General features: G+C 69.2%; 26 protein-coding genes and 1 pseudogene. 17 read left to right on the top strand and 10 right to left on the bottom strand.

The features are described 5' to 3' along the window. The first annotated feature begins 153 nt into the window (after nucleotides 1-153). The 5 genes from Drose_RS17090 to Drose_RS17070 all read left to right on the top strand — a co-directional run bounded on the left by Drose_RS17090 (nucleotide 154) and on the right by Drose_RS17070 (nucleotide 5,286). Complete coding sequence (locus Drose_RS17090) at nucleotides 154-954, top strand: GP88 family protein (RefSeq protein WP_343871457.1); 801 nt, start codon at nucleotides 154-156, stop codon at nucleotides 952-954. A 545-nt stretch (nucleotides 955-1,499) separates the two neighbouring features. Then, nucleotides 1,500-2,162, top strand: coding sequence for a hypothetical protein (locus Drose_RS17085; protein ID WP_260729181.1), 663 nt, complete (start codon nucleotides 1,500-1,502; stop codon nucleotides 2,160-2,162). Nucleotides 2,163-2,253: 91 nt separating this feature from the next. Then, nucleotides 2,254-3,081, top strand: a complete 828-nt coding sequence (locus tag Drose_RS17080; protein ID WP_260729180.1) for a hypothetical protein — start codon at nucleotides 2,254-2,256, stop codon at nucleotides 3,079-3,081. Nucleotides 3,082-3,178: 97 nt separating this feature from the next. After that, nucleotides 3,179-3,814, top strand: coding sequence for a GGDEF domain-containing protein (locus Drose_RS17075; RefSeq protein WP_260729179.1), 636 nt, complete (start codon nucleotides 3,179-3,181; stop codon nucleotides 3,812-3,814). A 179-nt stretch (nucleotides 3,815-3,993) separates the two neighbouring features. Then, complete coding sequence (locus Drose_RS17070) at nucleotides 3,994-5,286, top strand: IS4 family transposase (protein WP_260723845.1); 1,293 nt, start codon at nucleotides 3,994-3,996, stop codon at nucleotides 5,284-5,286. 299 nt (nucleotides 5,287-5,585) lie between these two features. Here the strand turns inward: Drose_RS17070 and Drose_RS17065 are convergent, their stop codons facing one another. Further along, the gene (locus Drose_RS17065; RefSeq protein ID WP_260729178.1) at nucleotides 5,586-5,993 is read right to left on the bottom strand and encodes a hypothetical protein; all 408 of its coding nucleotides are present in this window, start codon (nucleotides 5,991-5,993) and stop codon (nucleotides 5,586-5,588) included. Between the two features lie 192 nt (nucleotides 5,994-6,185). Further along, complete coding sequence (locus Drose_RS17060; protein ID WP_260729177.1) at nucleotides 6,186-6,491, bottom strand: hypothetical protein; 306 nt, start codon at nucleotides 6,489-6,491, stop codon at nucleotides 6,186-6,188. A 109-nt stretch (nucleotides 6,492-6,600) separates the two neighbouring features. Here Drose_RS17060 and Drose_RS17055 point away from each other — a divergent pair, with 109 nt between their 5' ends. From Drose_RS17055 to Drose_RS17035, 5 genes are all read left to right on the top strand, one after another. Further along, nucleotides 6,601-7,383, top strand: coding sequence for a Mu transposase domain-containing protein (locus tag Drose_RS17055; protein ID WP_260729176.1), 783 nt, complete (start codon nucleotides 6,601-6,603; stop codon nucleotides 7,381-7,383). A 418-nt stretch (nucleotides 7,384-7,801) separates the two neighbouring features. Beyond that, nucleotides 7,802-8,104 carry a hypothetical protein gene (locus Drose_RS17050; protein ID WP_260729175.1) on the top strand — a complete coding sequence of 101 codons (303 nt, stop codon included), beginning with the start codon at nucleotides 7,802-7,804 and terminating at the stop codon, nucleotides 8,102-8,104. Between the two features lie 97 nt (nucleotides 8,105-8,201). Further along, entirely contained in the window at nucleotides 8,202-9,614 is a 1,413-nt protein-coding gene (locus tag Drose_RS17045) for a DDE-type integrase/transposase/recombinase (protein ID WP_260729174.1), read from the top strand. Next, on the top strand, nucleotides 9,611-9,802 hold the full coding sequence (locus Drose_RS17040) for a hypothetical protein (protein WP_260729173.1): 192 nt from the start codon (nucleotides 9,611-9,613) through the stop codon (nucleotides 9,800-9,802). The genes Drose_RS17045 and Drose_RS17040 overlap by 4 nt, the downstream gene beginning before the upstream one ends. Next, the gene (locus Drose_RS17035; RefSeq protein ID WP_260729172.1) at nucleotides 9,799-10,611 is read left to right on the top strand and encodes an ExeA family protein; all 813 of its coding nucleotides are present in this window, start codon (nucleotides 9,799-9,801) and stop codon (nucleotides 10,609-10,611) included. Before Drose_RS17040 ends, Drose_RS17035 begins: the two co-directional genes overlap by 4 nt. 426 nt (nucleotides 10,612-11,037) lie before the next feature. Here the strand turns inward: Drose_RS17035 and Drose_RS17030 are convergent, their stop codons facing one another. From Drose_RS17030 to Drose_RS17015, 4 genes are all read right to left on the bottom strand, one after another. Then, nucleotides 11,038-12,084 (bottom strand): thiamine pyrophosphate-dependent enzyme, encoded by a 1,047-nt coding sequence (locus Drose_RS17030; RefSeq protein WP_260729171.1) that lies wholly within the window; start codon nucleotides 12,082-12,084, stop codon nucleotides 11,038-11,040. Further along, nucleotides 11,973-12,593 (bottom strand): thiamine pyrophosphate-binding protein, encoded by a 621-nt coding sequence (locus tag Drose_RS17025; protein ID WP_260729170.1) that lies wholly within the window; start codon nucleotides 12,591-12,593, stop codon nucleotides 11,973-11,975. The genes Drose_RS17030 and Drose_RS17025 overlap by 112 nt, the downstream gene beginning before the upstream one ends. A gap of 178 nt (nucleotides 12,594-12,771) precedes the next feature. After that, entirely contained in the window at nucleotides 12,772-12,954 is a 183-nt protein-coding gene (locus tag Drose_RS17020) for a hypothetical protein (protein WP_260729169.1), read from the bottom strand. A gap of 175 nt (nucleotides 12,955-13,129) precedes the next feature. Further along, nucleotides 13,130-13,303: a CsbD family protein gene (locus tag Drose_RS17015; protein WP_260729168.1), complete on the bottom strand. Its 174-nt coding sequence runs from the start codon at nucleotides 13,301-13,303 to the stop codon at nucleotides 13,130-13,132. Between the two features lie 244 nt (nucleotides 13,304-13,547). On the opposite strand from Drose_RS17015, the gene Drose_RS17010 reads away from it, so the two are divergent. Beyond that, on the top strand, nucleotides 13,548-14,027 hold the full coding sequence (locus tag Drose_RS17010; protein ID WP_260729167.1) for a phage holin family protein: 480 nt from the start codon (nucleotides 13,548-13,550) through the stop codon (nucleotides 14,025-14,027). A gap of 7 nt (nucleotides 14,028-14,034) precedes the next feature. On the opposite strand, the gene Drose_RS17005 is transcribed toward Drose_RS17010, so the two are convergent. The 3 genes from Drose_RS17005 to Drose_RS16995 form a co-directional block, all read right to left on the bottom strand. Further along, entirely contained in the window at nucleotides 14,035-14,229 is a 195-nt protein-coding gene (locus Drose_RS17005) for a DUF4396 domain-containing protein (protein WP_260729166.1), read from the bottom strand. Between the two features lie 385 nt (nucleotides 14,230-14,614). Beyond that, nucleotides 14,615-15,061 carry a manganese catalase family protein gene (locus Drose_RS17000; protein WP_260729165.1) on the bottom strand — a complete coding sequence of 149 codons (447 nt, stop codon included), beginning with the start codon at nucleotides 15,059-15,061 and terminating at the stop codon, nucleotides 14,615-14,617. Between the two features lie 30 nt (nucleotides 15,062-15,091). Continuing rightward, on the bottom strand, nucleotides 15,092-15,310 hold the full coding sequence (locus tag Drose_RS16995) for a hypothetical protein (RefSeq protein WP_260729164.1): 219 nt from the start codon (nucleotides 15,308-15,310) through the stop codon (nucleotides 15,092-15,094). A gap of 23 nt (nucleotides 15,311-15,333) precedes the next feature. Here Drose_RS16995 and Drose_RS16990 point away from each other — a divergent pair, with 23 nt between their 5' ends. The 6 genes and pseudogenes from Drose_RS16990 (at nucleotide 15,334) to dmpG (ending at nucleotide 20,107) form a co-directional block, all read left to right on the top strand. Continuing rightward, entirely contained in the window at nucleotides 15,334-15,510 is a 177-nt protein-coding gene (locus tag Drose_RS16990) for a hypothetical protein (protein WP_260722682.1), read from the top strand. Further along, nucleotides 15,507-16,754 carry an Nramp family divalent metal transporter gene (locus tag Drose_RS16985; RefSeq protein WP_260729163.1) on the top strand — a complete coding sequence of 416 codons (1,248 nt, stop codon included), beginning with the start codon at nucleotides 15,507-15,509 and terminating at the stop codon, nucleotides 16,752-16,754. The genes Drose_RS16990 and Drose_RS16985 overlap by 4 nt, the downstream gene beginning before the upstream one ends. A 77-nt stretch (nucleotides 16,755-16,831) precedes the next feature. Further along, nucleotides 16,832-17,063 (top strand): annotated as a pseudogene (locus Drose_RS16980) (FAD-dependent oxidoreductase); the annotation flags it as partial. A gap of 268 nt (nucleotides 17,064-17,331) precedes the next feature. After that, nucleotides 17,332-18,132 (top strand): 2-keto-4-pentenoate hydratase, encoded by an 801-nt coding sequence (locus Drose_RS16975; protein ID WP_390891401.1) that lies wholly within the window; start codon nucleotides 17,332-17,334, stop codon nucleotides 18,130-18,132. A gap of 2 nt (nucleotides 18,133-18,134) precedes the next feature. Beyond that, nucleotides 18,135-19,079 carry an acetaldehyde dehydrogenase (acetylating) gene (locus Drose_RS16970; RefSeq protein ID WP_260729161.1) on the top strand — a complete coding sequence of 315 codons (945 nt, stop codon included), beginning with the start codon at nucleotides 18,135-18,137 and terminating at the stop codon, nucleotides 19,077-19,079. Further along, nucleotides 19,076-20,107, top strand: coding sequence for a 4-hydroxy-2-oxovalerate aldolase (dmpG, locus tag Drose_RS16965; protein ID WP_260729160.1), 1,032 nt, complete (start codon nucleotides 19,076-19,078; stop codon nucleotides 20,105-20,107). Before Drose_RS16970 ends, dmpG begins: the two co-directional genes overlap by 4 nt. 680 nt (nucleotides 20,108-20,787) lie before the next feature. On the opposite strand, the gene Drose_RS16960 is transcribed toward dmpG, so the two are convergent. After that, on the bottom strand, nucleotides 20,788-22,353 hold the full coding sequence (locus Drose_RS16960; RefSeq protein ID WP_260729159.1) for a PucR family transcriptional regulator: 1,566 nt from the start codon (nucleotides 22,351-22,353) through the stop codon (nucleotides 20,788-20,790). Between the last annotated feature and the right edge of the window lie 17 nt (nucleotides 22,354-22,370).

The following is a 22,370-nucleotide window of genomic DNA, read 5'->3' as shown; positions in this document are numbered from 1 at the left end:
GCAACCGAGCTCGGGTCCGTCTCCAGACGGACCCGAGCTCGCTCCCGCTTTGCGGGGCACCTCGACGCCGCGCGGACCACGGCTGCAGGCCGGGTCACGCACGCGGCGCCGCACTGCCGGTCGACGACCCGAATCAAACACCCAGGGAGACCTATGCCTGCAAGCCATCCCGACACCGGGCCGCATGCAGCGGGCGTTCCACGCCCGAGACGTCTGCTTACCCAGAACCGCGAAATGCGGAACTGGAGGCTGCCCGCGTGGGCCGGCCGGCTCGCCGACGGCCGCACCTACAACACCTGCCCATCGGCGGGCATCTGCGCCCGCGTCTGCTACGCCCGCAACGGCACCTACCTGCGGCCCGTCGTGCGCGTCCGGCACCAGGCCAACCTGATGCTTGTCCTCGACGACCTACCCGGCTGGGAAGCCGCCATGACCATCGAACTCGGGCGCAGCACGTTCATGGGCCGATGGATTCGCATCCATGACAGTGGCGACTTCTTCTCCGACCGGTACCTTGCGGCGTGGCTGCGGATCTGCCGCGCCCGGCCGGACGTGCGCTTCTACTGCTACACCACAGAGGTCGACCGGTTCCGGCGACTGGTCGAATCCGACCCGCCGGCCAACCTGTTCTGGGTGTACTCCTACGGCGGCACCCAGGACCAGACCCTCGACCCGGCCGTCGACCGCGTCGCTGACGTCTTTCCGGACGAGGCGGCCATCACCGAGGCCGGCTGGTCGTCGCAGGAAGCCTCCGACCTGCTCGCCGTCCTCGGACCACCGCTGGTCGGCATTCCCGCCAACCGCATCCCGGCCTTCCTGCGCCGACTCGACGGACGCCGATTCAGCACCTGGCAGGCCGAGGTCGACGCCGAACGTGCCGCCCACCGCCGCAGGCCGCGCCCGGTGCCCACGCCGGGCGCCACCTCCCCGCAACCACGGCGGCCAGCGGCCTGACCGCGGCGCCGCTCCCCAGCGCGATCGGGGCGGGGCGGCGGGCGGCGCGCCAAGTCCGGCGACGCAGGCCAGTGACGTCACGTCGGGTTACCCAACAACCACCCGATGGCCGTTGGTGTTGGCCAACAACGCGTCACGCCAACCCAACAGGGCCTTGACCGTCAGCGCCGTCAAGCGCACAGCGTACCCAACAGCGCAGGTCAGCGCGGGTTTCTGACCGATCCGCTCGGTCGGTGGCCTGTTGGGTGATCGGGCTACGGTGAGGGCTCAAATCTTTTGAAACCCCCATGCACCACCATCCGGGCCACGCCGCCCACGACCGCGGTCGCAACCGCCCACCCGCCATCCGGCCGGTCGGCCTGCCCCGCCCGTAGGCGCCTCGCCCACCCCACAGCACCACCTCGCGCCTTCCAGCGCCCGCCGCGGGTCTCTTCCTGCGTGCCGCTGACCGCTGTCGCGGTCAAGCCCCCACCCCCTCTTTCCGGCTTTCCGGGAAGCCGACCTCGGCTGCCCGAGTCCCGCCACACCCCTTGCGAGGAGGAACCGTGCCCAACACGTCCCTGACCATCGTGTGCCTGCCCAACGGCACCCCCACCGACCAACTGGCCACCACGGCCGCCACCCGCCTCGCGGCCACGCCGCGGACCAACCTTGGCCCTGCCGGCCACTTCACGATCAGCACCCGGCTGCGCCGGGGAAGCCTTGTCCAGCCGTGGCAGGACATCGCCGCCGGCGGACCGGTCCATCTGCTCGACCTCGACGCCATGCGCGCCGCCGCCCACCGGGCCTCCTGGTACCGCTGGCACATCTGGAACCAGGTCGTCGCCGGCACCAGGCCCGCCCAGCCGTACTGGACCTTCCTGGACCGGCACCAGGCCAACCCGCACAAGTACCCCCTCGCCACCGCGCAGGCGCACTACCTCGCCCAGCCGCGCATCGCGAGCATGCTCACCTACAACGCCCTGCCCAACAAGGTCATGAACTTGCCCACCAGTCATCTGGAGGCGTTCCAGACCGGTCTGCAGGGCTACACCTACTACGGCTGGCTGTGCGCCGTACCCGGTGACGCAGTCGTCTGCCTCGACGGCACCTACCTGGCCGCCAACAACGACCGCTACGCCACCCAGATCGCCTACCTCGCCGAAGCGAACCGGCACATCACCGCCCTCGCCAGCCGCGACAACCTCGTTGCCTGCTGCACCCGCTAACCGCAGCGTGCCACCCCCGAGCCGCGTGTCGGGTGAACCCGGGCTGGTTCGCCCGACGGCACATCCATCCCAGCAACCAGGAGGTTTGATCGTGGCCATCGTTGCGTCATCTCACCTGCACCGCCGCAACCAGCGCGGTCGTCACACCGCTTTCGCAGACCGCTTCATCGTCCCTGTGGGGTACTGGATTCGGACCGGCCTCGTGTGCATGCACGACGGCCGTGACTACGACATGGCTACCGTGCGCCGACTCGTCGGCGCGCCTGTTGACTTCGACCTTCGACTGCTGCGCCGCGGTACCCACCGGGAGCAGCGACGTGCCACGGCAGTGGCGGACGTGTCGTTCGGCTCGCCGAAGCTGCACTTCGCCGCCTTGGCCGACGAGTTCGACGTCACCGCCACCCGTGAACGCGGCGCCGAACACGCCGCCGATCGATACAGTCTCTGGCTCGACGTGGTCCGGGGCACACCGCGCGCCCACGCATGGGCGCCGCAGGCACACCGTATCGGCGCCGACGGCCGGACCTTGCATGCTGCACGCCGCGCGTTCCTGCGTCAGCCTCGTGTCGAGGCCATGGTCCACCATAACCGCACGCATCCGTCTGTCCATCTGGACCCGGACGAACTGGACGCCTTTCAGGCCGGCAAGCGCAACTACGTCACCTACCACCGGCTGGCGGCCACGGTTGGGGACGCCCTCATCACCGGCATGAACCAAGAACCGATGCGCGCTCGCAGCCCGCTGCTGTCGCAGCGGCTGGGCTTCCTCACCGCTGCCAACGCACACCTCGACACACTCGCCACCACAGCGATGCTCGCCTTCCGCCGAGCCGAACCGCTCGTCTGGGAAGCCGGCCCCGTCCTGCCGCCGACGCCCGCGGTGTGGACCGCCCGCCAGTTGGCGTCCGCACGCTATTGACCCAGTACATGCCAGCGCAGGCGAGCCGCGGTCCGGTTCGCCTGCGCTGGCATCGCTGCGTTTCCAGCCCGATCCCTCCCGCTGAAGGAGAACCTGTATGGACCTCGCCCAATCGGTGACCGCCAGGCGCTGGCTCTCCCGCGTCAGCACGGCACTGGTCCTGTCCGTCCTGCTCGTCCTGCTGCTGTCGCGCCATACAGCGCTGGCGGCCGTGATCGCGATGGTCAGCCTCGCCGTACAGGCGATGCTCCTGGCCGTCGAGAGCAACCGCGCTGTGCGCGCCGGGCAGCGCATCGCTGAACTGGAGGCGGACCTCGCGGTCGCGCACCTGGACCCAGTCACCGGTCTCGCGGTGCGCCGGGTCGCCGAGCAGCGCATCTTCGACGCCGCCGGCACCGACGTGACCGTCGCCCTCATCGACGTCGACGGCATGCACGACATCAACAGTGTCCACACCCACGACGGCGGCGACCTGTACCTCGCCGAGCTCGCCGGCCGGCTCGTCCGCGCCGCCGAACCCGGCGATCTCGTCGCCCGCCTCGGCGGCGACGAATTCGTCCTCGTCACAGCACGCGACCCGCAGACCCTCGCCTTCACCCTGACCGCGGCGGTCGCGCCGCCGGTCACGATCGACGGCATCACCCGGCCGATGCGCGTCAGCATCGGCATCTGCCGCACCCCCGGCGGTGATCCGCACATCGCCGTCGGCCTAGCCGCAATGCCGGGTAGTTAAGCCCAGCGGTGGCTGGTCAAGTGGTGTGTTGGTGTGGATGTGGGCAGCGGGACTCCGGTAGAGAGGTACGTCCGCCAAGACATGCCTTGCTGCCGGGAGTCCCGCTGTTGGTTCAGTCTGTCATTACGCGTGTGGTGCGGGTCGCGGCAGGTCCGTTCGCGCCGGGTCATCTGGGTGAGTTGACCCAGCAGGTGCCGTTCGAGATGGTCGATGCCGTACTTGCTCAGACCCGCTGCATGCAGCGGCGGGTGCGGGATCTGCCGTCGCGGGTGGTGGTGTATCTGCTGCTGGCGGGTTGTTTGTTCGCCGAGTTGGGGTATCGGCAGGTGTGGCAGCGTCTGGTCGCCGGTCTGGACGGGCTGCCGGTCGCGTACCCGAGCGAGGCCGCGTTGACCAAGGCCCGCCGGCGGGTCGGCCCGCAACCGTTGCGGGCGTTGTTCGACCTGCTGCGCGGCCCGGCGGCGGCGATGGCGGGGCCGGTGCGCTGGCGGGGGCTGCTGGTCTGCGCGATCGACGGGACCATGTTGTTCGCGGCGGACAGCGCGGCGAACCTGACCCGGTTCAGCAAGCAGCGCGGCGGGCGCACCGGCGGGTCGGGTTATCCGATGCTGCGGCTGGTGACGGTGATGGCGTGTGGCACCCGGTCGGTGATGGACGCGGTGTTCGGGGCGATCACCTGCGGCGAGACCACCTATGCCAGGGATCTGTTGGCCCGGCTGCCCGCCGGGGTGCTGCTGCTGGCCGACCGTAACTTCGCCGCCGGGCATCTGCTCAAGATCGTGACCGGCCGGCAGGCGCATCTGCTGGTGCGGGCCAAGACCGGCCGCGGCGGCCCGAAACTGTCGATGCTGCACCGTTTCCGGGACGGCTCCTACCGATCGGTGTTCGGCGGCCAGCCGGTACGGGTCATCGACGCCGAGATCAGCATCGCGACCAAGGCCGGCACGGTCACCGGTGTCTACCGGCTGATCACCACCCTGCTGGACCCGCAGGCCCATCCGGCCACCGCGATGCTGCGGCTCTACCACGAACGGTGGGAGATCGAGACCGCCTACCTGGAGATCAAGTCCAGCATCCTCGGCGGCCGGGTCCTGCGGGCCCGGACCCCGGCCGGCGTCGACCAGGAGATCCACGCCTTGCTGGTCACCTACCAGATCCTGCGCACCGCCATGACCGACGCCACCAACAGCGACACCGCAGTGGACCCTGACCGGGCCAGCTTCACCATCGCCCTGCACGCTGCCCGTGACCAGATCGTGCACGCCGCCGGGGTGATCGCCGACACCGTCATCGACCTGGTCGGCAACATCGGCCGCCTCGTCCTGAACGATCTCCTGCCCGAGCGACGGCTCCGCGTCAACGCCCGCACCGTCAAACGAGCAATCTCCAAATACAACGCCCGCGGCCCGAACATCGACAGACGCACCTACCAAGCCACCATCAGCCTCACGATCCTCGCCGAACCCCCTTGACGACCAGCCCCGACCCTTAACTACCCGGCATTGCAGCTAGGGCGGCGTCCACTAACGTCGACCGGGTCCACCTTGTGCGTCGATCTTGCAGTTGTGGTGCCCTGACACTCCCTGAATGTCCGGGTTTGGAAGGCACCACAACTGCAAGATCGACGCGCAACAAGCCGGGCACCCAGCTAGCGCGGCTCCTCGACCGGGGTCGGCGGTCGCGACGTTCCGCACGCGGTCACAGGAGTTTGTCGAGGGTCAGCGGCAGGCTCCGCACCCGGTGGCCGGTGGGGTGCGATGATCAGGTTGTGTCAGTAGGTGGCAGCAGCGCCGAGCAGGACGAACTTGAGGGTCAGCGCCGGTCGGATGCGATCGTTGCGTTCCTGGGTGCGGGCTTGTCGTCTGCGCCGTCGCGGGCGGTGATGGTTTCTGCGTTGGCCGAGGCGCGTCGTGCGGTGAAGGAGCATCAGGCTCGTAGCGCTGCCATCGACGGTTGGCTGGCGGGTGAGGTCCGTCTGCGCGGTATCCGTGAGAATGCGGCGGTGCTGGCCGTTCTGGAGTTGCCGGAACGGCGAGCGGATGTCGCCGTCGTGTATCGCGGTGAGCATCCCGACCGTGTTGCTGCGCTCGAGGCGGTCGTGGCGGTGCTGGCGCGTTCGTAGGCCGTTCGACGCGGCGCCGTGGATGACCTGCGCTTTGTCCGCGAGTCTGAGCGCCACTGCTCGGTGTTCTCGATCGGGTGGTTTGCGATGTCGGCCAGCTCCGGCGCCACCTGCACCGGTGGGAGCATCGGCAGGTCTGGGACGGGAGCTTGCCGATGTCGCGGATGTCAAGGGTTGAGCTGTTCGCTGCGATCCGCCGCGATTCCCGGACTGGTCTGTCCGGTCGGGTGATCGCGGCGAAGTACCACGTCAGCGGCATACGGTGCAGGCGGCGTTGACGTCGGCATTGCCGCCGCCTCGCAAGCCGCTACCGCCACGGGCGTCGAGTTGGATCCGTTCAAGCCGGTCATCGACGACATGCTCCGCACCGATCTGGACGCTCCGCGCAAGCAGCGGCACACCGCCAAACGCATCTACGACCGGTTGATCGACGAGCAACACATGCGCGGAGTGTCGTATCAGGTCGTGCGGACCTACATCGCCGCGCACAAACCGAAGATCCGAGCTGAGGCCGGCCGCGGCCCGGCCCTGGTGTTCGTGCAGCAGACGCACCAACCAGGCGCTGAAGCCGAGGTCGATTTCGGTGAGGTGGCCGTCATCCTGCGCGGTGAACCAGTCACCTGCATGTTGTTCGCATTACGGCTTTCGTTCTCGGGCAAATCGGGTGCACCGGATCTTCGCCTCCGGCGGCCAGGAAGCGTTCCTGGAAGGCCACGTCCACGCGTTCACCGTCCTGGGCGGTGTTCCCACCGGCAAGATCCGCTACGACAACCCGCGTTCCGCGGTGGCACAGGTGATCGGATTCGCCCGGCAGCGGATCGAGACGCAGCGGTGGACGGCATTCCGCTCGCACTACGGCATCGAGGCCTTCTACTGCCAGCCCGGTCTCACCGGCGCGCACGAGAAGGGCGGCGTCGAGGGCCAGATCGGCTGGTTCCGCCGCAATCATCTGGTCCCTGTCCCGCACGTCGATTCCCTCGAACAGCTCAACACGATGGTCGACGCATGGGACGCCGCAGACGACCACCGGCGCATCGGCACCAGACCACACACCATCGGTGAACACCTCGCGGTCGAGCGACCGTTGCTGGCGCCGCTGCCGGACGAATCGTTCGAGACCGGCACCTGGCTCGCACCACGGGTCGACCGATTCAGCCAGGTCACGGTCCGCACCAACCGCTACTCGGTCCCGGTCCGGCTGGTCGGACGGCAGGTCCGAGTCCACCTACACGCCTCGCACCTGGTCGTCTATGACGGCCGGGTCGAGGTCGCCCGGCACGAGCGGCTGATGACCAAGAGCGGCACCCGCCTGGACCTCGATCACCACCTGGAAGCCCTGGTCCGCAAACCCGGTGCGCTGCCCGGTGCGACAGCGTTGGAGCAGGACCGCGTGTTAGACGGCGCTCAGGATGAGCAGGTTTGGGTAAGTCGGCGGCGTTGGGGATGAGGACGGGTTTGGGGCAGCCACTGTGTGGTTGCCCTTGTTGGTGTTCGGCGGCACCGTGATCAGGTCCTGGTAGGCGACGGCCCTCCCGCTGTCTCTTTGGCCGGAGTGCTGCGGGAGGGCCGTGCGGTGACGCGTGGAGGCGTCGTGGTCACGGTAGGCGGTGACGCCGCTGCGGTCGAGCGGCGGTTGGTTGCGGGGCGGCTGGTCTGCCCTGGCTGCTCGGGTGTCCTGGCGGGGTGGGGGTATGCCCGGTCGCGGCGGCTTCGGGGGCAGGAGGGTGCCGTGCCGGTGTGTCCCCGGCGAGCGCGGTGCACCGGGTGCGGGGTGACGCATGTGCTGCTGCCGGTGCAGTGGCTGCTGCGCCGGGCGGACGCGGTGGTCGTGATCGGGGCTGCGTTGACGGCCAGGGGCTGCTGGTGTGGGGTTCCGGCGGATCGCTGGGTGGCTGGGGCGCCCACCGGAGACGGTGCGGGGCTGGGTGCGGCGGTTCGCCGCTCGGGCGGAGGCGGTGCGGCGGCAGTTCACCGTGCTGCTGCGGGCGGTGGCCGTGGATCCGGTGATACCGGCGCCGGCGGGCGGGGCGTGGGCGGACGCGCTGGCGGTGATCGACGCGGCGGTGACGGCGGCGGTCACCCGTTTGGGGGTGTTCGGGGTGCCGTCGTGGGTGTGGGTGTCGGCCATGTCGGGTGGCCGGTTGTTGGCGCCGGGCTGGCCTGCCTGAGTTGATCAACACGAGTTGACTCTGACGTGGCTTCGGTCGAGTCGGTGATCCTCACGAACTGTCCTGTGTGGTCAGTGGTGAGGAGGCGATGCCGCAAATGGCAGCTCATGAGGAAGACGGCAAGCGCATTGAGCGGGCCCGCGCGGTCGGGTTGTTCCGCTATCAGTTGATCCGTGAGGCGGCGGATCCGGCGCATTCGTTCAAGGAGCGGGGGGCCTTGGTCCGGCAGATCGCGGCGGTCGAGCACATGGGCCCGTTCGGCCGGCCGGTGCGGGTGTCGCGGCAGACGCTCGATCGGTGGATCCGGGACTGGCGCCGCGGCGGGTTCGACGCGTTGGTGCCCAGCCCGCGTCAGCCGAGCTCACGCACCCCGGGCGAGGTGATGGAGCTGGGGGTAGCCCTGAAACGGGAGAACCCGGCCCGCACTCCGGTCGGGATCGCCCGGATCCTGCGCGCGCAGCTGGGCTGGGCTCCGGACGAGACCACGCTGCGCCGGTACTTCCACCGGATCGGGCTGGCCGACACTCTGCCGGCGGCCGCCGGGGCTGCGGTGGTGTTCGGCCGGTTCGAGGCGGCACGCCCGAACGAGTTGTGGACCGGCGACGCCCTGCACGGGCCGGTGGTGGCCGGCCGCAAGACCTACCTGTTCGCGTTTGTTGATGATCACAGCCGGCTGCTGACCGGATACCGGTTCGGGCACGCCGAGGACACCGTCCGGCTGGCAGCGGCGCTGCGTCCCGCCCTCGCATCCCGCGGCGTCCCCGAGTCGATCTATGTCGACAACGGGTCCGCGTTCGTCGATGCGTGGCTGCTGCGGGCCTGCGCCAAGCTCGGTATCAAGCTGACCCACTCCACCCCCGGCCGGCCGCAGGGCCGCGGGAAGATCGAGCGGCTGTTCCGCACGGTGCGGGATCAGTTCCTCGTCGAGGTCACCGGCGAACCGGCCGTGGCCGCCGCACAGCCCGGCCGGCATCTGGTCGACGACCTGCTCACCCTCAACCGGTTGTTCGCCGCGTGGACCGAGACCGTCTACCACCGTCAGGTGCACTCCGAAACCGGGCAGGCACCGCTGCGCCGATGGCAAACCCACTGGTCAGACCGGCCGCTACCGCTGCCCGCCCCGACCGATCTGGCCGAGGCGTTCTTGTGGGCCGAGTACCGCACGGTCACCAAGACCGCCACCGTCAGCCTGCACGGCAACACCTACCAGGTCGATCCGATCCTGACCGGCCGCCGGGTCGAGCTGGTCTTCGACCCGTTCGACCTGACCACCATCGAAGTCCGCGCCCAGGGCAAACCGATGGGCCTGGCCATCCCGCACCGCATCGGCCGTCATGCCCATCCCAAAGCCCGACCCGAAACACCAGCTGAGCCGCCGGTGGCGACCGGCATCAACTACCTACGGCTGGTCGACCAGCAACACCAGCGGCATCTCGGCGAACAGATCAACTACACCGCCCTGACCGACCACACGGTTACCAGCCGACACCAGCCCACGGACACACCATGAGCACCGACATCGGTGGACAGCCCGGCACCACCGAGATCGCCGGCTTGCTGGCCTGGGCCCGGGCCCTCAGCGACGCCCGCAGCAGCGCCGACCCCGCCGAACGGGCCGCCTACCAGGCCGCCAAGAGCACGCTGCTGGCCCGCCTGACCCGCCACTACCCCGACACCCCCGGCGAGGACCCAACATGATCGAGAAACTGCAAGGCTTCTACGGGTTCACCCGCATGCCGTTCGGCCGCGACCTCGCCCCCGGCATGCTGCACCGCCACGCGGCCCACGGCGAAGCCGTCGCCCGGATCACCTGGTGCATCACCGAACACCGCATCGGCGTGATCACCGGTGAGGTCGGCGCCGGGAAAACCGTCGCCATCCGCGCAGCGCTCGCCGCCCTCGACGCGACCCGGCACACCATCATCTACCTGCCCAACCCCACCATCGGCGTCCGCGGCATCCACCACCAGATCGTCCTGGCCCTCGGCGGCCAACCCCGCGTCCACCACGCCACTCTCGTCCCCCAAGCCGCCGACGCCCTCGCCACCGAGCACGCCGAACGCGGACGCATCCCCGTCCTGATCCTCGACGAAGCCCACCTGCTCGACCACCCGCAACTGGAATCCATTCGCATGCTGACCAACCACGACATGGACAGCCGCAGCCCGTTCGCCTGCCTCCTGGTCGGGCAACCCACGCTGCGCCGGCGCATGAAACTCGGCGTCCTGGCCGCCCTGGACCAGCGCATCGGACTGCGCTACACCATGCCACCCATGACCGACCAGGAAACCAGCAGCTATCTACGCCACCACCTCGCCCTGGCCGGACGCTCCGACACCCTGTTCTCCGACGACGCCACCGCCCTGATCCACCAAACCAGCCGCGGCTACCCCCGCGCCGTCAACAACCTCGCTGTCCAAGCCCTCATCGCCGCCTACACCGCCGACAAAACCATCGTCGATGAATCCTCCACCCGCGCCGCCGTCGCCGAAGTCACGGCAGACTGAACACCACGCACGCACCCTGAACACCAAGACCCCGCCCGGCACCCGCCCGGCGGGGTCTTCTCACTCCGCCACGTCCTCACCCTCAACGCCGCGTTCATGCTCATTTTCAGCGCCGCGCAACAGACTTCTCAATGCTATTGCCCGAGCAGTACCTAAGTGCCGCCCTACGGTCCGGCCTGGAGGACTTGGCAACACCGTTCGCACGGACCATTTTCGACCCCGCCAATCTGGTGGTGACACCCGAGCAGGTCATCCAGGCTGTCGAGCAACATCGACCTCGACCTGCCCGGCAGCGTCCGCCGCGTCCACCGGCGATGCCACCCGGACCCGACCCAATCGACCAAGCGCGCGGGCGGGTGATAGCTGAGCGCGCGAGGGTCACGGCAGAAGTCGAACTTCATCTGCAGGGCGGAAGCGAAGTGGATCTCACGAGCCGTTCAACGCCTCGTCCCAGGCCTGTCCCACCTTGGCCGGCTCCTCGCAGTACACGCCGCGCAGCCCGAGCAGTTCCGCGTAGCGGGCGTACGGTACGTCCGGGATGTACTGCGAACCCGGGAACCGGGGGTCTCCGGCCTCAGCCCGCTGCTCCCAGGTGACCTGGTTGAGGTCCTGGTTGTTGAACACCGCGAACACGAGTGGCGGCGATCCGCCGAGCCGGTCGAGGTACCGCTTGCAGGTGATCATCTCGTTCATGCCGTTCATCTGGAACGCGCCGTCGCCGATGAACGCGATCACCGGTCGGTCCGGATAGGCCAGCTTGGCGGCGATCGCATACGGCACACCGGGGCCCATCGTCGCGAGCGTGCCCGACAGCGACGCCTGCATTCCCTCGCGGATCTCGATGTGGCGGGCCCACCAGTTCGTCGACGAGCCCGAGTCAGCGGTCAGGATGCAGCGGTCGGGCAGCCTGGACGACAGCTCGTGCGCGACGGCCTGCGGATTGATCTTGCCGAAGAAGTGCTGGCTGGCACGGTCGTGCAGGATGCGGTTCCATTCCCGGACGTTCTTCTCGATCCCTTCCCGCCAGCCGCGGTCGGCCTTGCGCTTGAGCATCGGGTTCAGCGCGCGCAGCGTCTCCTTGGAGTCGCCGACGAGGTTGGCCTGGACCGGATAGCTCATCCCGATCAGCCGGCCGTCGATGTTGATCTCGACGCCCTTGGCCTGCCCGTCCGGCGGCAGCCACTCTCCGTACGGGAAGCTGGTACCGATCATGAACAGGACGTCACAGTTCATCACCATGTCGTCGCTCGGTTTGGAACCGAGCAGCCCGATCGGACCGGTCACGAACGGCAGCGAGTCGGGCAACGCGTCACGGCCGAGCAAGGCCTTCGCGATACCCGCCCCGAGCAGTTCCGCGGCCTCTACCACCTCCGGCCCCGCATGCGCGGCGCCCTGGCCGATGAGCATCGCGACGCGGCGGCCCTCGTTGAGGATGTCCGCCGCCTTCCGTAGCTCGTCCTCATCCGGCAGCACCCTTGGCCTGCTCCAGCCGACGCCGCTGAAGACCGCGCCATGTTCCTTGGACGGCGTGGGCACGGCTTCCGCTTCCTGCAGTCCTCCGGGATGATGACCGCCGCCACGCTCCGATCGGTCAACGCGATCTTGAAGGCCCGGTCGATCACACTGCGTACCTGTGCCGGATCCATCACGGTCTGCGAATACGCCGAGACGTTGGCGAACAGGCACTCCAGTCCGACCTCCTGCTGAAAATGGGCGCCGAGCGACATCCGCTTCTGCTGCCCGACGATCGCGACCACCGGCTGGTGGTCCATCTTCGCGTCGTACAGGCCGTTGAGCAGATGGATCGCGCCCGGCCCGGAGGTCGCCATGCAACACCCCACCTCGCCGGTGAACTTGGCGTGGGCACACGCCATGAAGGCGCCCATCTCCTCGTGCCGGGGCTGGATGAACTCCGGATCGTTGCCGGCCCGGGCGAACGCACCGAGCATGCCGTTGATGCCGTCGCCGGGATAGGCGAACACTCAATGAACACCCCACTGCCGAAGGCGGTCGAGCACGAAGTCGGAAACCTGTGGCATCGGAAGCCTCCATCCACGCCGTACGAGACGGTACGGCGCTACCCGGACGGTGGGCACTCAACCAGCGTCGGCAGCATCGACGGGCACGGTCGAGCGCGCAGCGCTCCGGAAATACCGGCTGTCAGCCTCTCCCGCGGCAGGCCGCGCGCCGGCCGGCGAGGTACGTGACCAGCAGGCAACAGGCCACCACGACGGTCCGCGTGGACATCACCTTCGACTTCGCCTTGGCCAGCCCGGTCTTGGGATCGGCCGCCCCGGCTGCGGTGCTGACGACCTCGATCAGCCGCTCTTTGGTCCCTGGCATTTGGTCACCTGCCCCATGATGCCGTCGGCGCCAAGGCCCACATCGGAACTCGTCGACGCCGACTTGTCGGCGTTCGTGCAGGTGGTGGCTACCCTCGTCCATCCCGGGTGAAACCCGGGCCGTCGGCCACGTAGGGCGGCGGCGCCGCCCCACGTGGCGGCGGTGAAGCCAGCGATCAGGACTTGAACGCGTCCTTGACCTTCTCACCGGCCTGCTTGAGGTTGGCACCGGCCTGGTCCGAGCGGCCCTCGGCCTCGAGTTGCTCGTCGTCGGTGGCGCGGCCGGCGCCCTCCTTCACCTTGCCGGCCGCTTCTTCGGCCTTGTTGCGGATCTTGTCATCGGCACCCATCGTGTCCCTCCTTCTCGAGTAGGAGCGGGACATCCCGGGTCCTACCCACCAACCGCAGGGACCGCACAGCCGATCTCGCCGATGCGCCCCGCCCGGGTGGATGAACGTCCCGAGGCTCGAACATGGGCAGGGTGTTGAGGTGTACGGCCGCACCGAGTGGGAACGGATCCGTACCGCACGGCCGCCGACCCGAGGTTGTGAACCGGCCGAGCGCCGCGCGTAACGCTGCAGGGAGGACGGCATTATGTCCGAAGGCGGTACCGCAGGCACCACGACCGGCCACAATCGGGCAGCCGGCGACCAGCTCGCGAACGACCTGGCCGGCCTGATTCGCGAGGAACTGTCCGGGCTCCGTGACGAATGGACGGCCGCCATCCGCGGGACCGCCGGAGGCGGGCTCCTGATGGCGGCGGCCGGCGGCTGCACGGCATTGGCGGCTGGGGCGGCATCGACGACGCTGCTCCGTCTGCTCGACGCCGTCCTTCCCCGGCGGTTAGCCGCAGCCGGTCTCACCGCGGGCTACCTGGCCAGTGCAGTGGCACTCGGCGCGCTTGGACTGCGGCGGCTGCGCAAGGCCGGCGGCGCCTCCGAGCGTCTGGCCGAGGAGATCCGGGCAAAAATGACCGCCACCGCAGGCGAACTGGCTGGAACGTCCGCGGCACGACGCGTTGCGGGCCGGTGGACGCCGTCGACGGCGGCAGAGACCGATGGGCTACACATATGACCCCGTGTCAGCCCCGGCCGGGCCTACGGCGGCCAAGCGGGAGCAGCCCCAATGTACGAGACTTGGACGTGAACGGCACGGTCCGCACCGCTTCTTTGATTCCCTTCCTGATCAGCCAGATGCTGACCGGGTAGGCGGTAAGGAAGCCGAGCGCCATGCCGGCCTGCATGAGGAACCGGTACACCGCGCTGCCCGGGTGCATCTGGGACCTGGTAGGAACACAACACCATCAAGGCCATCCAGCCGAACAGATCCACCTCGAAGGCGGTCAGCGACCGTACATCGGCCTTCGCTGCGGCGAACATGCCCTTGCCCAGTGACAGCCCGCACGTCGGCGCGATCGCACAGTAGTGAAGAGGATGCCGAGCGCGAGCGCACCGGGCGCCGTCGACCGGAATCTGTGCCGTTACTGCCGAGCGGCAGGCCGATCGACCACCGCCGGCGACCGTCGGTACGGACGAACGTCCGATGTCCGCCGATGGTCACCAGCGATCCAATCGATGCGGGGCCGGCGTTGTCGACGGCTCCGATGGGTTCTCCCGGCCTCGCCTGTAATGTCGCGGCACCACCCGATGTAGCCGCGCCGTTCAGCGGGACGCGCCGGCGCCCCGGACCGCCACGTGCTCCTGGTGGACGAACGGCGGCGTTCCGCGCACGGCCGGAGTGCCTTCGACGCCGGCTTCCCCGCCCCGGTTGCTCCGCTCGGCCGAACCGATCCACTCGGTGGGCCGTTCGACGTAGCGCCATTCCGTGCCGACCGGGCAAGGTCCCTGGCCCTCGTTCCACGGCCCCCGCGTCGAGCCCGAGTCCGACATGTTGAACGTCAGGTTCTGGAAGCGGTCGTCACCGGGCAGGCGCCCGGGCGGGAAATTGACGGGCAGTTCGTTGAGTGCCGCGGTGAACTGCTGGAAGTGCGCCACTTCCCGGGTCATCAGAAACGTCAACGTGTCCTGCACGCCCGGATCGTCGGTGAACTGCTTCAGGTACTCGTACACGATCTTCGCACGGGACTCCGCGGCGATGTTGCTGCGCACGTCGACGGTCGGGTCGCCGTTGGCGTTGACCTAGCCGCCGCTCCAGGGCGTGCCGGCCGAATTGACCATGTCCGGACCTCCGCCGGTGAGCGCCATGTACAGCGGCGTGGTCGCCACCTGATGGATCACCTCGTCCCGCCGGGAGGCGTCGCCGACGAGCGGCATCCAGTCGCAGACCTCGTTGGCCTGCTTCAGGTCCTCGTTGAACCAGACGTCCACCTCGCGGGTAGCTGCCCGGCGCCGATACACGGGCCGATCCGGCGGGAAGTCACATGAGTGCGCAGCCGTACGGCGGCGCGGACACGGCGTCGGTGGCAGTGCTGCTGCTGTTCCTGGGTTCCGCCGTCGCCGGCCTCCCGGCCGACGCCCAGCACGCCGGGCTCTCCACCGCGGTCCTCACCGGCGTGCTCACCTACCGCCTCGTGCGCCGCCACGGGCGGACACGGTGACCGCGGCCGGCGTCACCGCACAGCGGCCGGGAACGACGTCCGGCCGGGCCGGGATCCGGCTGCTCGGACCGGCGTTCGTGGCGGCCGTGGCCTACGTCGACCCCGGCAACTTCGCCACGAACTTCACCAGCGGCGCGAGCCACGGCTACCTGCTGGTCTGGGTCATCGTCGCGGCGAACGTCATGGCGGTGCTCATCCAGTTCCTGTCGGCGAAACTCGGCCTGGTCACGGGATCCGGCCTCGCCGAGACCTGCCGCGACAACCTCCCGCGGTTCGTGAGCATCCCGCTGTGGCTACAGGCCGAGGCCGTCGCGATGGCAACCGACCTGGCGGAGGTCCTCGGCGGCGCCGTGGCACTCTGGCTGCTCTTCGACCTGCCCCTGACGCTCGGTGGTGTCGTCACCGGCGTCGTCGCGGTCGTGCTGGCGATGATCCGGACCCGCCGGCCGCGGCGGTTCGAGAGGGTGGTCTGCGGGCTGCTCCTCGTCGTGCTGGTCGGCTTCGGCTACGACCTCACGCACGCGCCGGTCGAGGCCGCCGGGGTGGCGGGCGGCCTGCTACCGCGGTTCGAGGGCACCGGATCCGTGCTGCTGGCCGCCGGGATCCTCGGCGCGACGGTCATGCCGCACGCCGTCTACGTGCATTCCGCGCTGACGACGGACGAGCGCTATGCGACGGCGCGCAGCGTCCGGAGCCACCGTTACGTCATGGGCTGGCTGCGCACCGACATCGGTGTCGCGATGGGCCTGGCCGGACTGATCAACGCGGTCATGCTGATCATCGCGGCCGCCCTGTTCTCCGGCGCCGGCACCGGCGCCGGCACGCTGGAGCAGGTCCACGACGGGCTGGGAACCCTTGCCGGCGAGACGGCCGCCACCGCCTTCGCGCTGGCCCTGCTGGCCTCCGGTTTCGCCTCGTCCGGCGTCGGCACCTACGCGGGCCAGGTCATCATGGAGGGATTCCTGCACCGGCGGATCCCCTTGTGGCTGCGGCGGCTGCTGACGCTCGCGCCCGCGATGGTCGTGCTCGCCGCCGGACTCGAACCGACCCGGGCCTTGGTCATGTCGCAGGTGGTGCTTTCCTTCGGCATCCCGTTCGCCCTGATCCCGCTCGTCATGTTCACGGCGTCGCGGCGCCTGATGGGCGAGCACGCCAACCGACCCCCCACCACGCTCCTCGCGGCGGTCACGGCAGCATCGGTCATCGTGCTCAACGGCGTCCTGCTCCGCACGCTGTTCACCTGAACCGACGACCGTGCGCGTTGCCGGATGCGGCGAGTACCTCAGGCAGAGCAGGGAAGAACGGCAGGGTGACTGGACGGATGTACGACGCGGTGGTCATCGGCGCCGGCCACAACGGCCTGGTCGCGGCCAACCTGCTCGCCGACGAGGGCTGGAGCGTGCCGGTGCTCGAAGCCGGACCGAACGCCGGCGGGGCCGTCCATTCCAGCGAGATCTTCGCCTCGGGCCACGTCATGGACCACTTCAGTGCCGTTCTACCCGCTCGGCGTCGCATCGCCGGTGCTGCGTGGCCTGAACCTGGAACGATACGGACAGACCGGCGCAGGTTCGGCGTCATGGGATGTCGGACGCGGCGGCGGGGCAAACGATGATCGACATATCCGGAAACTATCAGCCCTCACTCGGTCTGTTATGGCTTGCCGTTGGCGCTGTGCTGACCAACCTCGACGCCGAAGGCACGCAGGATTGTTACCGCTTGCCCAGCGCGGTGTCGAGGTCGCCCGTCGGGCTCATCACGGCACCGTATCACTGAGTGATACGAACGCTTGTTGCGAGTGAGCTCGACGGCGAGAGTGACCGCATGACGCAAGCCCCTACCCGCGACGCGGTCGAGGCCGCAGCCCGGCGGCTGAGGACGGCCGCCGCCGCTGGCGTCGCCTGCTCGCCTGTCCGCGACCTCATCGGAAGTGACGACCTCGCACTGGCTTATGCCGTCCAGGACACAATTGCGGCGCAGCGCCGCGCTGGCGGTGCTCGCGTCGTGGGGCGCAAGATCGGTCTCACCTCGGCAGCCGTGCAGCAGCAACTTGGGGTCAACCAGCCGGACTTCGGGATTCTCTTCGACGACATGCAGTACGCCGATGGCGAGACGGTGCCCTACGACCGGCTGATGCAGCCACGGATCGAGGCCGAGGTCGCGTTCGTGCTGAAGGACGACCTCGCCGTGGGGGACCTCTCGCTGGACCAGGTCGCGGCCGCGGTCGACTACGCGGTGGCGGCGATGGAGGTCGCCGACAGCCGCATCGACGGCTGGGACATCACGTTCGTCGACACCGTCGCCGACAACGCCTCGGCAGGCGTGTACGTGCTGGGAAACGACCGCAAGACGCTCGCGGAGTTCAGGCCCAAGGACGTCGCGATGACCATGACTGTCACCGGGCAAGACGAGTCGACCGGCACCGGCACCGCCTGTCTGGCCGACCCGCTCCTCGCGCTCCGATGGCTGGCGCTTCAGGCGCGCGAGTTCGGCTACCCCCTCGTCTCCGGCCAGATCGTCCTGTCGGGCGCTCTCGGGCCGATGCGCGCCGTCGCCCCCGGCGCCACCGCCGCCGCCACGATTACCGGCCTTGGCTCGGTGACCCTCAACTTCAGCAAGGAGTGAGCATGAGCAGGACGAAGGTCGCGATCATCGGGTCGGGCAACATCGGCACAGACCTGATGATCAAGGTCCTCCGTACCGCGCAGCACCTGGAGATGGGCGCGATGGTCGGCATCGACCCGAGCTCCGACGGCCTCGCCCGGGCGGCGCGGATGAAGGTGCCGACGGTCCATGACGGCGTCGAGGGCCTCATCAGACTGCCGAACTTCGACGAGATCGAGATCGTCTTCGACGCGACGAGCGCCAAGTCGCACGAGTACAACGCAAGCCGGCTCGCACCGTTCGGTAAGCGGCTCATCGACCTGACGCCGGCGGCGATCGGCCCGTACGTCATCCCTGCGGTCAATCTCGATCAGCACCTGGACGCCCCGAACGTGAACATGGTGACCTGTGGCGGTCAGGCGACCATCCCGGTGGTCGCGGCGATCTCCCGTGTTGTGCCGGTGCCGTATGCCGAGATCGTCGCGTCGATCGCGTCGAAGAGCGCCGGTTCCGGCACTCGGGCGAACATCGACGAGTTCACCGAAACGACGTCCGCGGCGATCACGCAGGTCGGCGGCGCACAGCGGGGCAAAGCGATCATCATCCTCAACCCGGCCGAGCCGCCGCTGATCATGCGCGACACGGTGTTCGCGCTCGTCGACGCGTTGGAGGCGGCACCCGACGTCGCGAGTGAGATCCGGCGAAGCATCGAGAAGATGGTCGCTGATGTCGCGGTCTATGTCCCAGGGTACCGGCTCAAGCAGCAGGTACAGGTCACCGAGATTCCTGAGGACCAGCCCGTGCGGACTCTGCTCGACGCTGATGGGCGCAGGCCGACCCACCAGGTGTCGGTCTTCCTCGAAGTGGAGGGCGCCGCGCATTACCTACCTGCCTACGCGGGCAACCTCGACATCATGACATCGGCCGCCCTGCAGGTCGCCGAGCGACTACAGGAGGTGAACGCATGAAAACGCCGTCGGTCTATGTCCAGGACGTCACCCTTCGCGATGGCATGCACGCCGTTCGCCATCGGATCACCCCCGAGGACGTCCAGCGCATCGTGCTCGCCCTCGACGATGCCGGCGTGGACGCGATCGAGGTCGCCCACGGCGACGGACTGGCCGGCGGGTCGGTCAACTACGGGCCGGGCTCCCACACCGACTGGGAGTGGATCGAGGCAGCCGCGAGCGTGCTGCGCCGCGCCCGCCTCACCACGCTGCTGCTACCCGGGGTCGGGACGATCCACGAGCTCAAGCACGCGTACGGCCTGGGCGTGCGGTCAGTACGCATCGCCACGCACTGCACCGAGGCCGACATCTCTGCCCAGCACATCGCGGCGGCCCGGGATCTCGGCATGGACGTCTCCGGCTTCCTCATGCTCTCGCACATGGCCGAGCCCGCCGCACTCGCGCAGCAAGCCAAGCTGATGGAGTCCTATGGCGCACACTGCGTCTACGTGACCGACTCGGGCGGCCGCCTCACGATGAACGACGTCACCGCTCGGGTGAGGGCCTACCGCGACGTGCTCGACCAGTCGACCGAGATCGGGATCCACGCCCACGAGAACCTCTCCCTCAGCGTTGCCAATTCGGTCGTTGCCGTCGAGAGCGGCGTCCACCGGGTCGATGCCTCGCTGGCCGGCCACGGGGCCGGTGCCGGCAACTGTCCGATCGAGGCATTCATCGCCGTCGCCAACATCTCCGGCTTCCAGCACGGCTGCGATCTGTTCAAGCTACAGGATGCCGCTGACGACATCGTGCGGCCGTTGCAGGACCGCCCGGTGCGCGTCGACCGCGAGACCCTCACCCTTGGCTACGCTGGCGTCTACTCCTCGTTCCTACGCCACGCGGAACGTGCCGCGGCTCAGTACGACGTAGATGTGCGCGAAATCCTCATGGAGTGCGGCCGTCGGCGGCTGGTCGGGGGCCAGGAAGACATGATCATCGACATCGCCCTTACGCTCGCCGGGTCGGACCCGATGGTGCACAGTCGATAAAGACGATCATGGCGGTCCGCCTCGAGTCGGACCGTGTGAGTTGCAACTTCGGCGTCGCGGCCGTGACCTGGGTCGATGCCGGGCTGGCCGGCACGGTCCTGGTCGCGAGCACTCGGCCCGACAACCTCGTCACAACGCTGAGGTCGCGCAGGGCGCACGGCCCGGTTGCGGTGTTCGCCCCAGGGCCTCGCTCGGGCGATACGCTCGGCGACCCGCTCATCGCCGATCCGTGGATGCAAGGACCCGACGTAGCCACCCCACGTAGCCGTGGTCAGGGCCGAAGCGCTCACGGCCACCGCTTCCGGCACAGCGGAATCGAGCTTCTGACAGGCGTCTACCGAGCAGGCCGTCCGCTGCCTCCTCCACGCCGCGGCGCTGGGTGACTGCTCGACCGCCGAGTTCTGCCCCGTCAACGCAGTGAGGCTGTCCTCAGCTCGGCACCCACCCGCGGCGACGACATGGCACCAAGCCCTCGACGACATCATCTCCGCTGATCCCCCGCAGCGAGACGCGGTTGGGACCTCGTCTCGAAGGGCGGTACGGACGTCGCAGCCCCCTGCTGGACGCCTGGGTGCACGCCGCATCGATGCCCCGCCCTCACGCCCCGCCTCGGCGTAGCGATTTGATGATGAGCTGCGCATGCCTCACCCTCTCGGTCGCGACGTCCGCGCGGGTGTTGGTCAACGAGGGGAAGATGACGACGTATCCTCCGGGAGCCGTCGCCTTGATCCAGTTGCGTCGCCTCGAGGCAGCGCGAAGCCGTCAAGCGGACGCATTTGCATGCCTGCCGATGCGGAAAGCTCCAGTTGAGCTAGCCAGAGCCCGGCCGCGCTCGTGGGGTCGTCGAGGTCGATGCCGGCCCTGCGCTGCACCGCCGCGATGCGGTGGCGCAGGGTGTTGCGGTGACAGTTCAGTTCGGTGGCCGCGCGTTCCCAGCTTCCGCGGTGGCGCAGGTAGGCGGCAGCGGCGGCCTCGAGCTCCGGCTGTCCCAGCGCCTGGAGGGCGAGCCAGTCGCGGCGCCCCCTGTCGACCGGTTCGGGGCTGGCCGTGAGGTCGACCCGGGTGCAGGCACCGACGCTGGCGAGGATCCGTTCGGCTCCGCGCAGGGTGGTCGCGATCGCCCCGCCCATCGCTGCCGTGAGCGCCAGCTCGCCGGTCGCGACGAGTCCCCTGTCGCCCAGCGGCAGGGCCATCACCTGCGCGAGCTTGCCCACCGGCACGAGCAGGCGCAGCCGGTCGGCCCGCCAGTGGCCCCAGACCTGGAGATGGTGGCGCTCACAGTCGTCGAGGAGCTCGTCGGCGGCGTCGCGTCCCAGCGGCCCCGTGACGACAAGGTGGGCAGCGCCCGGCAGGACGTCGAGTGACATGGCCGTCACGAGCTCGTGTGCGGCGGTGACGCGACCGGCGAGGAGCAGCGCGGCGACGGCCTCCCGCTCGGATCGGCGACGCAGGACTCCGGTGTGGCGCAGCTCGACCGCGAGGGCGAGGAGTGAGGTCGCTGTGACGAGCAACTGCCGGTTGCGCGGGGTCCCCGGCTGCCGTTCGGCGGTCGCGACGAAGCCACGCAGGCGTCCGCTCCGGGAGAGCGGTTGCACCGCGACGTCGAGGTCGCCGAGGGGGAACGTCGCGGCCGTGTGTGGCCCGGCCGCCCGCAGACGACGGACCTCGGCACCGACCTGGCTCGCGCTCGATCGGCTGGCTCGGGGCCAGACCGTCACGACCGAGCCGTCGGGGTCGAGGTGTGCTGCCCACCCGTCCATGGCAGAGGCGAGCACGCGCACGACTGCGGCTACGGGGTTGCGGTCGGTCGCGGCTCGCACGAGGTCGCGCTGTGCCCCGAGCGCGAGGTCGAGGTCTGCCCGGCCGGCAGCGGCGAGCAGTTCCCAGTAGCGCCGTGCAACGAGCTGGAACGGCGTCGGTTCGGGCACGACGTAGAGCGGCAGTCCCGCCTCGTTACAGACCCGGACCAGCACCGGGGGCACCCGTGTGTGGACGGGTCCGAGGCCGAGGGCCAACCCACGCAGGCCGTGCCCGACGAGCATGGTCGCGTAGGCGCGCAACGGGGCCGTGTGCATAGTCAGGTTCATCCCGGTGGTGAGCAGCAGCTCACCGCCCGCGAGATAGGGGCGGGGGTCGCGCAGCTCGCTGACGTGCACCCCGCTGAGCGGCTCGTCTGCCGCTTCGACCGATCCGACCCGGGCCAGGTCGTCGCCCAACGACCGGCTGAGCCCGGCAAGTGTGGTCATGGAGATATCGTCCACCA

Source organism: Dactylosporangium roseum (genome assembly GCF_025264685.1).
GTDB classification, from domain to species: Bacteria; Actinomycetota; Actinomycetes; order Mycobacteriales; family Micromonosporaceae; genus Dactylosporangium; species Dactylosporangium roseum.
Note: the sequence above shows the minus strand (reverse complement) of the source record. Positions and strands in the feature narration are given on the sequence as shown.

Coding starts and splice junctions, on each gene's coding strand:
- Drose_RS17045 (WP_260729174.1), top strand. CDS start 8,202: ATGGCAGCTCATGAGGAAGACGGCAAGCGCATTGAGCGGGCCCGCGCG.
- Drose_RS17075 (WP_260729179.1), top strand. CDS start 3,179: ATGGACCTCGCCCAATCGGTGACCGCCAGGCGCTGGCTCTCCCGCGTC.
- Drose_RS17040 (WP_260729173.1), top strand. CDS start 9,611: ATGAGCACCGACATCGGTGGACAGCCCGGCACCACCGAGATCGCCGGC.
- Drose_RS17015 (WP_260729168.1), bottom strand. CDS start 13,303: ATGGGTGCCGATGACAAGATCCGCAACAAGGCCGAAGAAGCGGCCGGC.
- dmpG (WP_260729160.1), top strand. CDS start 19,076: ATGAAAACGCCGTCGGTCTATGTCCAGGACGTCACCCTTCGCGATGGC.
- Drose_RS17090 (WP_343871457.1), top strand. CDS start 154: ATGCCTGCAAGCCATCCCGACACCGGGCCGCATGCAGCGGGCGTTCCA.
- Drose_RS16960 (WP_260729159.1), bottom strand. CDS start 22,353: ATGACCACACTTGCCGGGCTCAGCCGGTCGTTGGGCGACGACCTGGCC.
- Drose_RS16990 (WP_260722682.1), top strand. CDS start 15,334: ATGAGTGCGCAGCCGTACGGCGGCGCGGACACGGCGTCGGTGGCAGTG.
- Drose_RS17020 (WP_260729169.1), bottom strand. CDS start 12,954: ATGCCAGGGACCAAAGAGCGGCTGATCGAGGTCGTCAGCACCGCAGCC.
- Drose_RS17010 (WP_260729167.1), top strand. CDS start 13,548: ATGTCCGAAGGCGGTACCGCAGGCACCACGACCGGCCACAATCGGGCA.
- Drose_RS16975 (WP_390891401.1), top strand. CDS start 17,332: ATGACGCAAGCCCCTACCCGCGACGCGGTCGAGGCCGCAGCCCGGCGG.
- Drose_RS17005 (WP_260729166.1), bottom strand. CDS start 14,229: ATGCACCCGGGCAGCGCGGTGTACCGGTTCCTCATGCAGGCCGGCATG.
- Drose_RS17035 (WP_260729172.1), top strand. CDS start 9,799: ATGATCGAGAAACTGCAAGGCTTCTACGGGTTCACCCGCATGCCGTTC.
- Drose_RS16970 (WP_260729161.1), top strand. CDS start 18,135: ATGAGCAGGACGAAGGTCGCGATCATCGGGTCGGGCAACATCGGCACA.